Source organism: Brevibacterium rongguiense, assembly GCF_009857845.1.
Taxonomy (GTDB): domain Bacteria; phylum Actinomycetota; class Actinomycetes; order Actinomycetales; family Brevibacteriaceae; genus Brevibacterium; species Brevibacterium rongguiense.
The window spans coordinates 1-11,656 of sequence record NZ_WWEQ01000075.1 but is presented as its reverse complement, the minus strand read 5'-3'; the positions used below and the strand labels follow the sequence as shown (position 1 = coordinate 11,656).

Here is an 11,656-nt window from a genome sequence, read left to right as displayed (position 1 = left end):
TGCTCGCCGGAGAGGTCCCCGGTGATGACGGCGCCCCGCGCGGCCTGCGCGTGCTCGCGGCGCTGCGCGGCACGGCCCACTCCGTCCTCGACGATGCGGCGGCCACCCTGGGCGATGCCGTGGCGCCGTACACCGTCGATCCGAGCATCGACGCCCAGGGCAGGATCGTCCGCGTGCCGCTGCACCGGGTGCTGCTGGCGCGCGCGCTCTCCGTCGGCATGGTCATCCTGGTCCTCGCGCTCGTCGGCGCGCTCATCGCGAGCACCGTCGTCTTCGCCCTCGAGGGCCCCGGCGCCGGGGTGGGCATCCTGTTCGCCGGGGCGTTCCCCGTCTGCGCGGCCCTGTTCGGCTACACCAAGGGGGCGCTGGGCCTGGCGAACTTCTCCGTGGCGCTGAGCCCCGACGGGCTCGTCATCACCCGCGGCCTCCTGTCGACCACCCGGCGCGTCATCCCGCTCGACCGGATCCAGACCGTCCGGCTGCGCCAGGGCCTGCTCTGGCGGCCCGCCGGCTGGTGGTGCATCGACTTCAACATCGCGACCGCCGGCGAGGACGGCGAGTCCGGGAGCAGCGTGCTGCTGCCCGTGGGCACGCTCAACCAGGCGCTCACGCTGCTGGGCCTCGTGCTGCCGGATCCCGGCACCCAGCGCCTGCACGCGGCGAACGGCAGCCCCGTGGCCGGGGGCGACGTCCTGCGCCAGGCGATGCTCTCCGGTGCCGGCGGCGCGCCGGTCACCCCCGCCGCCCCGCTCTTCTCCCATCAGCCGCGGCGCTCGCGGTGGCTCGACCCGCTGACCTTCCGCGCCAGTGCGCGGCTCGTCACCCAGACGATGACGGTCATCCGCCGCGGCGCCCTGGGCCGGCGGATCGTGTGCGTCCCCCACGCCCGCGTGCAGTCGCTGGGCCAGCGCACCGGCCCGCTGCAGCGCGCGCTCGGCCTGTCCTCGCTCGGCCTGCACTCGACGGCGGGGCCGGTCGCCCCCGTGCTGCCGCACCTGGGGGAGGCCGAGGCCAGGGAGCTGCTCTTCGAACTCGCGGACATCACCCGGCGGGCGCGCGCGGCCATGGACGCCGGATGAGCCGCCGCGCCCGCGCGAGGCAGTGGGCCGCCGCGGATGCGGGCCAGTCGAGGTGCGCGGGGCGGCCGAGGTGCGCGGGGCAGCCGAGGTGCGCTGGGCGGTCGACGATGCACGGGGCGGCCGACGGGCAGGTGCAGTCGGCGGGGCACAGGCGGCCGAGGGGCACAGGACAGGCAGGAACACAGCCAGGAACAGGGAGGACGGGCCATGAACCACGAGGATGAGACCCGGCTGGGCATCGGCATCATCGGCACCGGCCGGGTGGGCGCCGTGCTCGGCAGCGCGCTGCGCGCTGCGGGCCATGCGATCGTCGGCACCACCGCCACCTCGGAGGCGAGCCTCGACCGCGCCGAGGCGATGCTGCCCGGCGTCCCGGTCCTCGACATCGAGACCGTGGTCGAGCGCGCCGAGCTCGTCCTCTTCACCGTCAAGGACGATGTCCTCGCCGAGCTCGTCGCGGGACTCGCCCGGCTGGGGCGGTTCAAGCCCGGCCAGATCGTCCTCCACTGCGCTGGCCGCTTCGGCACCGAGGTGCTGGCGCCGGCGGCCGCGGCCGGTGCCATCGTGCTCGCGCTGCACCCCTCGCTGTCCTTCACCGGCACGAGCATGGACCTGCCGCGCCTGCGCCAGGCGACGATCGCCGTGACCGGGGCGAAGGCCGTCCTGCCGATCGGGCAGGCCCTGGTCGTCGAGATCGGCGCCGAGCCCGTCCTCGTGGCCGAGGCCGACCGCGCGCTCTACCACGCGGCCATCGCCCACGCGGCCAACCACACCGTCGTCGTGCTCTCCCAGGCCCTCGAGCTCCTGGCCTCCGTGGGCATCGAAGACCCCGCCCGCGTGCTGCGCGCCCTCGTCGAGGCCAGCGTCGCCAACACCCTCCAGTCCGGCCCGGCCGCGCTCACGGGCCCGGTCAGCCGCGGGGACGTGGAGACGGTGCGCGCCCACCTCGCCGCCCTCGACGAGTACGCGCTCAGCGCTGGCACCCCGGAGATTCGCACGGCCTACGCGGCGCTGGCCCGCGCCACGGCCGGCCGTGCCCTGGCCAACGGGACGATCGACGCGGCCACCGCCGCGCGCATCGTCGACGCGCTCGAGTGAGCCCCACCCGCCGCCGCGGCGGGCCGCCCGCGCCTCGGTGCCGGTGCGAGGCCTCGGTGCCGGTGTGCGCGCCCGCCCCGGCGTGATTCCGGGCGGCGGGGTCGCTGGCGGTAGTCTGAGGCCATGCCCGAGAACGCCGCCCCCGGCCCCGCCGCGCCCGAAGACGACCACCTCGACCCCGAGCAGCTGCGCATCCGCAAGGACAAGCGCGCCCGCCTGCTCGCCGCCGGCACCGAGGCGTACCCGGTCGCGGTGGCGCGCACGCACACGATCGCCCAGGTCCGCGCCGACCACCCGGACCTGGAGGCAGGCGAGGAGACGGACGATGTCGTGGGCATCGCGGGCCGCGTCGTCTTCCAGCGCAACACCGGCAAGCTGTGCTTCGTCACGCTCCAGGCCGGTGAGGGCACGCGGATCCAGGGCATGCTCTCCCTGGCCGAGGTGGGCCAGGAGCGCCTGGACGCCTGGAAGGCCGACGTCGACCTGGGCGACCACGTGTTCCTCCACGGGCGCGTCATCATGTCCAAGCGCGGCGAGCTGTCCGTCATGGCCGATGAGTGGGCCTTCGCCGCCAAGGCCCTGCGCCCGCTGCCCGCGCTGCACACCGAGCTCAACGAGGAGACCCGCGTGCGCCAGCGCTACGTCGACCTCATCACCCGGCCCGAGGCGCGCGAGACCGTGCGCGTGCGCGCGGCGGTCATGGCCTCCCTGCGCGCGACCTTCGCGCGAGCGGGCTTCATGGAGCTCGAGACGCCCATGCTCCAGACCATCCCTTCCGGGGCCGCGGCCCGCCCGTTCTCCACGCACATCAATGCGTTCGACATGGAGGTCTTCCTCCGCATCGCCCCGGAGCTCTACCTCAAGCGGGCCGTCGTGGGCGGTTTGGAAAACGTCTACGAGATCAACCGTAATTTCCGCAATGAGGGCGCCGATTCCACCCACTCCCCGGAATTCGCCATGGTCGAGGCGTATCAGGCATACGGCGATTACCGCTCAATCGGCGCGCTCACAAAAGAGCTCATCCAGAATGCGGCGCGCGAGGCCACCGGATCCACACTCGTCACACTGGCCGACGGCACGGAATACGATTTCGGCGGCGAATGGGCCGTCATGAGCATGTACGATTCGCTGTCCGAGAAATCCGGGGTGCGCGTCACCCCGGAGACCACGGTGGAGGAGCTCGAGGAGATCGCCGAGCGCCACGGCGCGGACCTGGGCGGGGTCTTCCGCTCCCACGGCAAGTACGTGGAGGAGCTGTGGGAGCACTTCCACAGCGAGGAGCTGTGGGCGCCCACGTTCGTCACCGACTTCCCCCTCGACACCTCCCCGCTCACCCGCGAGCACCGGGACCGCCCCGGCGTCGTGGAGAAGTGGGACCTCTACGTGCGCGGCTTCGAGCTGGGCACCGGCTACTCCGAGCTCGTGGACCCCGTCATCCAGCGCGAGCGCTTCGCCGCGCAGGCCCGCGACGCGGCCTCCGGGGACGACGAGGCCATGCGCCTGGACGAGGACTTCCTCACGGCGATGGAATTCGGAATGCCGCCCAGCGGGGGAATGGGCATGGGCATTGACCGGCTGCTCATGGCAATCACGGGACTGGGCGTGCGGGAAACGATTCTCTTCCCGCTCGTGAAGCCCATTGAAGACTGACAATCTCCTCAATCCGCACTTATTGTCAATGCGTTAGGGTAAGGCAGTGGAATACGTCAAAGTCCTGCTCCCGTCGCTCGTCGTGGGCCTTCTCTTCTGGTATGTGCTGCGCGCAATACTGCGGGCCGATTCCACGGAGCGCAGGGAAATGGACCGCTATTACGCACAGCTCGATGAGCGCGAGCCGCATGCTCGCGCCGGGGATGCGGCACCGCCCGCGGCCGTCGAGCAGGCCAGCACCGAGACCCCTGGAGGAACCCATGGCACGAGAGACGAAGGTCGTCCTGACTGACGACATCGACGGCACGGACGCGGCGGAGACGGTGAGCTTCGCGCTCGACCAGACCGCCTACGAGATCGAGCTCTCCAGCAAGAACGCGGAGAAGCTGCGCGCCGCCCTGGCCCCCTACACGGCCAAGGCCCGCCGCGTGGCCGGCGGCGGGCGCACCGTGCGCCGCTCGGCGGGCGGGGGCGCGAACTCCTCGAAGGTCACCGCGAAGATCCGCACGTGGGCCAAGGCCAACGGCTACGACGTGTCCGACCGCGGGCGCATCTCCTACCCCATCGTCGAGGCCTACCGGGCAGCTCACCAGAACTGATTCCCGCACCTCGGGCCGCCCCGCAGGACGGGGTGGCCGGGGGCTCCTCCGCACCGTGTTTTCGCCATCAGCCGAACGCTTTCGGCTGATGGCGAAACTGCAATAAAACGCCCATCCGCCTGGTTATGGTGCTAGAAATCTTCAGCCATCAGGAGGGCAAATGTTCGAGCGGTTCACGGATCGTGCCCGACGCGTCGTCGTACTGGCGCAGGAGGAGGCCAAGCTCCTCAAGCACAACTACATCGGCACCGAGCACATCCTGCTCGGCCTCATCCACGAGGGCGAGGGCATCGCGGCCAAGGCTCTGGAGGGAATGGGAATCTCCCTCGAGCAGGTGCGCGAGCAGGTCACCGAGATCATCGGCCAGGGCCAGCAGGCCCCCAGTGGCCACATCCCGTTCACCCCGAGGGCCAAGAAGGTCCTCGAGCTCAGCCTGCGCGAGGCGCTGCAGCTGGGCCACACCTACATCGGCACCGAGCACATCCTGCTCGGCCTCATCCGCGAGGGCGAGGGCGTCGCCGCCCAGGTCCTCGTCAAGCTCGGCGCGGACCTCTCCCGGGTCCGCCAGGAGGTCATCAAGCTGATCTCCGGCTACCAGGGCAAGGAGCCGGCCTCGACCGGCGCCCGCGAGGAGGGCACGCCGTCGGGCTCGCTCGTCCTCGACCAGTTCGGCCGCAACCTCACCGCGGCGGCGCGCGAGGGCGACCTCGACCCCGTCGTCGGCCGCGAGCTCCAGATGGAGCGCGTCATGCAGGTGCTCTCGCGCCGGACGAAGAACAACCCGGTTCTCATCGGCGAGCCCGGCGTCGGCAAGACCGCCGTCGTCGAGGGCCTGGCGCGCAAGATCGTCGCCAACGAGGTCCCGGAGACGCTCAAGGACAAGCAGCTCTACACGCTCGACCTGGGCTCGCTGGTCGCGGGCTCGCGCTACCGCGGCGACTTCGAGGAGCGCCTGAAGAAGGTGCTCAAGGAGATCCGCACGCGCGGGGACATCATCCTCTTCATCGACGAGATCCACACGCTCGTGGGCGCCGGCGCTGCCGAGGGCGCGATCGACGCGGCCTCGATCCTCAAGCCCATGCTGGCCCGCGGCGAGCTGCAGACGATCGGCGCCACGACGCTCGATGAGTACCGCAAGAACATCGAGAAGGACGCCGCGCTGGAGCGCCGCTTCCAGCCCATCCAGGTCCCGGAGCCGTCCGCGGCGGATGCCATCGAGATCCTCAAGGGGCTGCGCGACCAGTACGAATCGCACCACAAGGTGACGATCACGGACGCCGCGGTCGCCGCCGCCGTCAACCTCTCCGACCGCTACATCAACGACCGGTTCCTGCCGGACAAGGCGATCGACCTCATCGACGAGGCGGGCGCGAAGCTGCGCATCTCGCGGCTGTCCGCTCCGCCGGAGATCAAGGAGTACGAGGAGAAGATCCTCGACGCGCGCCACCGCAAGGAGGCCGCGATCGACAAGCAGGACTTCGAGCTCGCCGCCGAGGAGCGCAAGGCGGAGATGACGCTGACGGAGCAGAAGGAGGAGGCGGAGAAGGCCTGGCGCACCGGCACCAAGTCCGGTGCCGCGATCGTCGACGAGGAGCTCATCGCCGATGTGCTCGCGTCCTCGACGGGCATCCCGATCTTCAAGCTCACCGAGGAGGAGTCCTCGCGCCTGCTGCGGATGGAGGACGAGCTGCACAAGCGGATCATCGGCCAGGAGGATGCGGTCAAGCAGATCTCCCGGGCGATCCGCCGCACGCGCGCCGGCCTCAAGGACCCCAAGCGGCCGTCGGGCTCGTTCATCTTCGCCGGGCCCACGGGCGTGGGCAAGACGGAGCTCGCGAAGGCGCTCGCGGAGTTCCTGTTCGGCGACGAGGACGCGCTCATCTCCCTCGACATGAGCGAGTACTCGGAGAAGCACACCGTCTCCCGCCTCTTCGGCTCGCCCCCCGGCTACGTGGGCTACGAGGAGGGCGGCCAGCTCACGGAGAAGGTGCGCCGCAAGCCGTTCTCCGTCGTGCTCTTCGACGAGGTGGAGAAGGCCCACGCGGACATCTTCAACTCGCTGCTGCAGATCCTCGAGGACGGTCGCCTGACCGATTCGCAGGGCCGTGAGGTGGACTTCAAGAACACCATCATCATCATGACCACGAACCTGGGCACCCGCGACATCAACCGCGGCACGCCCATGGGCTTCCAGGTCGAGGGCGATTCGGAGACCAGCTACGAGCGCATGAAGCAGCGGGTCAACGAGGAGCTCAAGCAGCACTTCCGCCCCGAGTTCCTCAACCGCGTGGACGACACGATCGTCTTCCCGCAGCTGGCGAAGCCGGAGATCATCAAGATCGTCGACCTCTTCGTCAAGCGGCTCGACGAGCGGATGGCCGATCAGGCGATGCGCATCGAGCTGACCCAGGGGGCCAAGGACGCGCTGGCCGACCGCGGCTACGATCCGGTGCTGGGCGCCCGCCCGCTGCGCCGGACCATCCAGCACGACATCGAGGACCAGCTCTCCGAGCGGATCCTGTTCAACGAGCTGCACTCCGGCCAGACGGTCTACGTCGACGTCGAGGGCTCCGGGCAGGACGCGGTGTTCACGTTCAAGGGCGTGGACGACGAGCGGATCCCGGTGACGGTGGGGGCCGCGAGCGAGGAGTCCGAGGACTCCTCGGGCGCGATCCCCGAGGCGGGGCTGGCCAACCAGGCCGCCTCCGAGTCCGGCGGCTCCGGCCCCGGCTCGGCCGGCGCGGCCGAACTCGGCGCGGCCGAGGCCGGCGCCCCGGCCGACACGGAGGACTGAGGCCGGGCGCCGGGCCGGCCCCGGCGCGCGAGCCGAACAGCCGCAGGGGGCGGCGGACCCACACGGGTCCGCCGCCCCCTGTGCGTGCCCGGGCGCAGACACCCCTGCCGCAGCGACGGGTGCGTGAGAGTATGTGCCCATGTCAGCCCCCGATGCCACGCCCGCCAGCGCTCCCGCCGCCGCAGCGCCCGGTGGCCCCGTGGACGCCAGCTCGACTGCCTCGGCCGCCCACTTCTCCCTGCGCAGCCTCCCGAGTGGCCTGCACATGCGGCGGGCGCGCACCGCGGACGTCGCGCAGATCCGCGCGCTCGTCGAGCCCCTCATCCGGCAGCGCATCCTCACGCCCAAGGAGCAGGTCAACTACTACGAGTTCCTGCAGGAGTACCAGCTCGTCGTCGACGTGCTGCCCGATGGCTCCGAGCGGGTCGTGGGCTGCGCGGCCCTCCACGTGCTGTGGGACGACCTCGCCGAGGCCCGCACCGTCGCCACCGACCCCACCTACCGGCGCCGCGGGATCGGCCGCGCGCTCATCGAGCAGCTCATCGCCGATGCCCGGGCGATCGGCGTCACGCGCCTGTTCTGCCTGACGTTCGAGACCCGCTTCTTCGGCTCACTGGGGTTCGCGGAGATCTCCGGCACCCCCGTCTCCCCGGACGTCTACGTCGAGCTCCTGCGCTCCCACGACGAGGGCACCGCGGAGTTCCTCGACCTCGCCCGCGTCAAGCCCAACACCCTGGGCAACACCCGGATGCTCAAGCACCTCTAGACACCGGCCCCGCGCGGCCGTGCCCGCGGTACGGGCCCTCACCGCCCCGTGCCCGAGGCGCGGGCCGGGCCGCGCGCACACCCCGGCCGGGGTGCGCGGCGGGCCTGCGCAGGGCGGTGCCGTGCCGAGGCGGCTGCCCCGCGTCAGGGCAGGCACAGCTCCCCGGCCGTGCCGCGCACGGCGAGCCCATCGGAGACGAGATCGCCGGCCAGGCGCTGCACGCGCTCGCCGTCGCCCAGCTCGCGCACGCGCAGCACGGCCGCGCGCACCGGGTTCGGGAGGCCGTCGAGCGCCTCGGCATCCAACTGGGCCGTGGGAGCGGTGAGCAGCGCCTCGGGCACCCCGGTGCTCGCACCGCCCGGCGCGTCGCTGCTGCCGGCAGGCGCGCTCCCCGCTGCACCGGTGCCGGCTGCACCGCTGCCGGCTTCGCTTGCGTGGGCCTCGCGCAGCACGCGCATGATCGCCCCGCGCAGCTGGCGGTCGGTGCCCTCCCAGGCCTGCGCCCTCTTCTGCTGGGCGGCCGGGTCCGCGGGCCGCCCTGCGGCCAGCCACGCGCAGTGCACGGCAACGGGGCACCGCTCGCACGCGGGGGAGCGGGAGGTGCACACGAGGGCGCCGAGCTCCATGGCGCCGGCATTGAACTCGACGTGGGCGCGCTCGGGCACGAGTGCTCCGGCCCAGCGCGCCTCGGCCTTCGACAGCGCGGCGGACGGGTGCGCGCGGCCGGCGAAGACGCGGCCGAGCACCCGGCGCACATTCACGTCGAGCACCGCGGTGCGCCGGCCGTAGGCGAACGAGGCGACCGCGGCCGCGGTGTACGCGCCCACGCCCGGCAGGGCCAGGAGGGCGGCCTCGTCGCGCGGCAGCTCGCCGCCCCAGTCCCGCGCGACGGTGCGGGCGCACTCCTGCAGCCGCAGCGCGCGGCGGGGATAGCCCAGGGAGTCCCAGGCCAGCAGCACCTCGGCGGGGGAGGCGGCGGCAAGATCGGCCGGCGCGGGCCACGCGGCCATCCACGCACTCCACCGGGGCGCCACGCGGGACATGGGGGTCTGCTGGGACATCACCTCGGAGACGAGCACGCCCCAGGGCGTCGTGCCGGGCCGCCGCCACGGCAGATCACGGGCCGCGTCCGCGAACCAGGCGATGATCGCGCGCTGGACCTCGGCCAGGGTGCGCGGGTCCGCCGCGGGCGGGCTCGGCGCACGCTGCGCGCGGGCTGAAGTCTGGGAGGTGGCATCGGTCCGGTGTGTCATCGGGTGAAGTATCGGCTGCGCGCTCTAAGCTCGGACCGATGTCTCCTTCCACGTACGATCGCAGGCCTGCAGCCCCCCATTCCGGCGGGCAGCGGGGCCTATCCGCGCACCGCCGACTGCCCGCGGAAGTCTACCGCAGGCGCCGCCTGACGGTCCTGGGGCTGGCGGTGGTCGTCATCGTCCTCTTCATCATCGGGATCGTGCTGCTCGCGCAGGCGCTCAGCGGGGGCCGGGCGCAGCCGGCCGCCCAGTCCGGCGGGGGCGACGAACCGGCCCCGGCCGCCGCAACCACCCAAAGTGCGGCGGGCCCCACGGACGCCGAGGCGAGCGGCAGCTGCCCCGCCGACTCGATCTCCGTGACCGCCAAGACGGACAAGAAGGCCTACCAGGCGGGCGACAGCGCCAAGCTGCAGCTGACGGTCAAGAACGGCAACGACAAGGACTGCTCGATCGAGGTGGGCTCCGCCGCCCAGAACTACATCGTCCAGCGCGATGGCAAGACGGTGTGGGCGAGCCAGTACTGCGCCGCCGGGGGAGCGAAGGACGTGAAGAACTTCGCGGCCGGCTCGGAGAAGAAGGCGACCGTCGCCTGGGACATGGTGCCCGCCGACGACACGTGCAAGAAGACCGCCGATGCGCTCGAGCCCGGCACCTACCAGCTCATCACGCAGCTCGGGAAGGTCAAGAGCCAGGCCGCGGACTTCACCGTCGAGGGCGACGCGAAGCCCACGGCGAGCGCCACGACGAAGAAGGACTGAGCCCGCGGCCCCACCGCGCCAGGCGCCTCCGATACCGCCGCGCCGCGCCGCTCCGGCACCGCCGGGCCACGCGGCTCCGTGGCCAGTGCGCTAGGCGGCTCCGGAGCCGGCGGGCGCCGCGGCCGGCGCACCGCCCTCCGGCTCGGCGCCGGCGGGCAGCACCGCGGCAATCGCATCGTGGACCGTGTCGCATTCGCGCACGCGCATGCCCGGGGGAACCGTCACGTTCTCCAGCGCCCCGCGCGCCACGACCGCGTTCGTCACGCCCAGCCGCGCCGCCTCCGCCAGCCGCTGGCCAACCCCCGGCACCTGGCGGATCTCCCCGGACAGGCTGATCTCCCCGATCGCCACGAGGCGCGAGTAGAGCGGGGTGTCCGCCGCGGCGGAGGCCAGGGCGAGGCACACGGCGAGGTCGCTGGCGGGCTCGCCCACCTTCACCCCGCCCACCGTGGCCACGAACACATCGTGCTTGCCCAGGCCCGTGTGCTTGGACAGGACGGCGATGATCATGGACACGCGGCTGGCGTCGACGCCGCTGACCGTGCGCCGCGGCGCACCGGCCCCCGCCTGGTCGACGAGCGACTGCACCTCGATGACCATGGGCCGCCTGCCCTCTTGGGCCACGGACAGGCACGTGCCCGCCGCCTTCGAGTTCGACCGGGAGAGGAACAGTCCGGAGGGATCGGAGAGCCCCGTGATGCCGTCCTCGTTCATGTCGAAGCAGCCCACCTCGTCCGTGGGGCCGAACCGGTTCTTCACCGCGCGCAGCAGGCGCAGCCGCGAGTGGCGCTCGCCCTCGAACGAGCACACGACGTCCACGAGGTGCTCGAGCAGGCGGGGTCCGGCGACGCTGCCGTCCTTCGTGATGTGGCCGACGAGCACCGTGGGCAGCGCGCGGTCCTTGGCCGCGCGGATGAGCGCGGCCGCGACCTCGCGCACCTGGGTGACGCCGCCGGGCACCCCGTCCACCTGCGTCGAGGAGAGGGTCTGGACGGAGTCGACGATGAGGAAGTCCGGGTCTTCGGCCTCGATGAGGCCGAGCACCGTGCCCAGGTCCGTCTCCGCGGCTAGCAGCAGGCGGTCCTCGAGGGCCCCGATCCGCTGGGCGCGCAGGCGCACCTGGCCCGCCGATTCCTCGCCCGTCACATAGAGGACGGTGGAGCCGCCTCGGGCGGTGCGGGCCGCGACGTCGAGCAGCAGCGTTGACTTGCCGACGCCGGGCTCGCCGGCCAGCAGCACGACGGCGCCGGGGACGAGGCCGCCGCCGAGCACCCGGTCGAGCTCGCCGATGCCGGTGGGCCGGGCGACGGCCGTGCCGGGGTCGATGCCGGTGATGGCCTTCGCGCGGCGCCCGGCGGTGGGCTTGGCCGCCTTCGTCTTGATGGCCGTGGCCCCACCGGAGCCCTCCTCGAGCGTGCCCCACTCGCCGCACTGGGGGCACTTGCCCAGCCATTTGGGGCTCGAGTATCCGCAGGCGGTGCACGTGTAGGCCATGGGTCAAGAGTCTCATAGGGCACGGACACGGCCGGCGCGCCTGCACCGGCCGTGTCCGCGCCCGTGGCGGGCTCAGTGGATGTGCGCTCCCGTGGGCGGCCGCGGAGGCCCGCCCACGGGTCCGCCGGGCTCAGCGCGCCGTCGCCGAGGCGTCGGCGGCCGGGC

The 11,656-nt window shown here is 72.5% G+C and carries 10 protein-coding genes; 8 read left to right on the top strand and 2 right to left on the bottom strand.

The features are described 5' to 3' along the window. The 7 genes from GSY69_RS12560 to GSY69_RS12530 all read left to right on the top strand — a co-directional run. A partial coding sequence (locus GSY69_RS12560; protein ID WP_160954185.1) for a PH domain-containing protein occupies positions 1 to 1,079 on the top strand: 1,079 nt, incomplete at its 5' end. Between the two features lie 207 nt (positions 1,080 to 1,286). Further along, the gene (locus GSY69_RS12555; RefSeq protein WP_160954184.1) at positions 1,287 to 2,177 is read left to right on the top strand and encodes a Rossmann-like and DUF2520 domain-containing protein; all 891 of its coding nucleotides are present in this window, start codon (positions 1,287 to 1,289) and stop codon (positions 2,175 to 2,177) included. Positions 2,178 to 2,300: 123 nt separating this feature from the next. Further along, on the top strand, positions 2,301 to 3,827 hold the full coding sequence (lysS, locus tag GSY69_RS12550) for a lysine--tRNA ligase (protein WP_160954183.1): 1,527 nt from the start codon (positions 2,301 to 2,303) through the stop codon (positions 3,825 to 3,827). Positions 3,828 to 3,873: 46 nt separating this feature from the next. Beyond that, positions 3,874 to 4,119: a hypothetical protein gene (locus GSY69_RS12545; protein ID WP_160954182.1), complete on the top strand. Its 246-nt coding sequence runs from the start codon at positions 3,874 to 3,876 to the stop codon at positions 4,117 to 4,119. After that, positions 4,088 to 4,426 carry a histone-like nucleoid-structuring protein Lsr2 gene (locus GSY69_RS12540; protein ID WP_160954181.1) on the top strand — a complete coding sequence of 113 codons (339 nt, stop codon included), beginning with the start codon at positions 4,088 to 4,090 and terminating at the stop codon, positions 4,424 to 4,426. Before GSY69_RS12545 ends, GSY69_RS12540 begins: the two co-directional genes overlap by 32 nt. A 160-nt stretch (positions 4,427 to 4,586) precedes the next feature. Next, positions 4,587 to 7,220 (top strand): ATP-dependent Clp protease ATP-binding subunit, encoded by a 2,634-nt coding sequence (locus tag GSY69_RS12535; protein WP_160954180.1) that lies wholly within the window; start codon positions 4,587 to 4,589, stop codon positions 7,218 to 7,220. 139 nt (positions 7,221 to 7,359) lie between these two features. Then, on the top strand, positions 7,360 to 7,986 hold the full coding sequence (locus tag GSY69_RS12530; protein WP_160954179.1) for an amino-acid N-acetyltransferase: 627 nt from the start codon (positions 7,360 to 7,362) through the stop codon (positions 7,984 to 7,986). Positions 7,987 to 8,129: 143 nt separating this feature from the next. On the opposite strand, the gene GSY69_RS12525 is transcribed toward GSY69_RS12530, so the two are convergent. Beyond that, the gene (locus GSY69_RS12525; protein WP_160954178.1) at positions 8,130 to 9,239 is read right to left on the bottom strand and encodes an A/G-specific adenine glycosylase; all 1,110 of its coding nucleotides are present in this window, start codon (positions 9,237 to 9,239) and stop codon (positions 8,130 to 8,132) included. Between the two features lie 38 nt (positions 9,240 to 9,277). Here GSY69_RS12525 and GSY69_RS12520 point away from each other — a divergent pair, with 38 nt between their 5' ends. Next, entirely contained in the window at positions 9,278 to 9,997 is a 720-nt protein-coding gene (locus tag GSY69_RS12520) for a hypothetical protein (protein WP_160954177.1), read from the top strand. A 90-nt stretch (positions 9,998 to 10,087) separates the two neighbouring features. Here the strand turns inward: GSY69_RS12520 and radA are convergent, their stop codons facing one another. Beyond that, positions 10,088 to 11,491 (bottom strand): DNA repair protein RadA, encoded by a 1,404-nt coding sequence (radA, locus tag GSY69_RS12515; RefSeq protein WP_160954176.1) that lies wholly within the window; start codon positions 11,489 to 11,491, stop codon positions 10,088 to 10,090. Positions 11,492 to 11,656 lie beyond the last annotated feature (165 nt).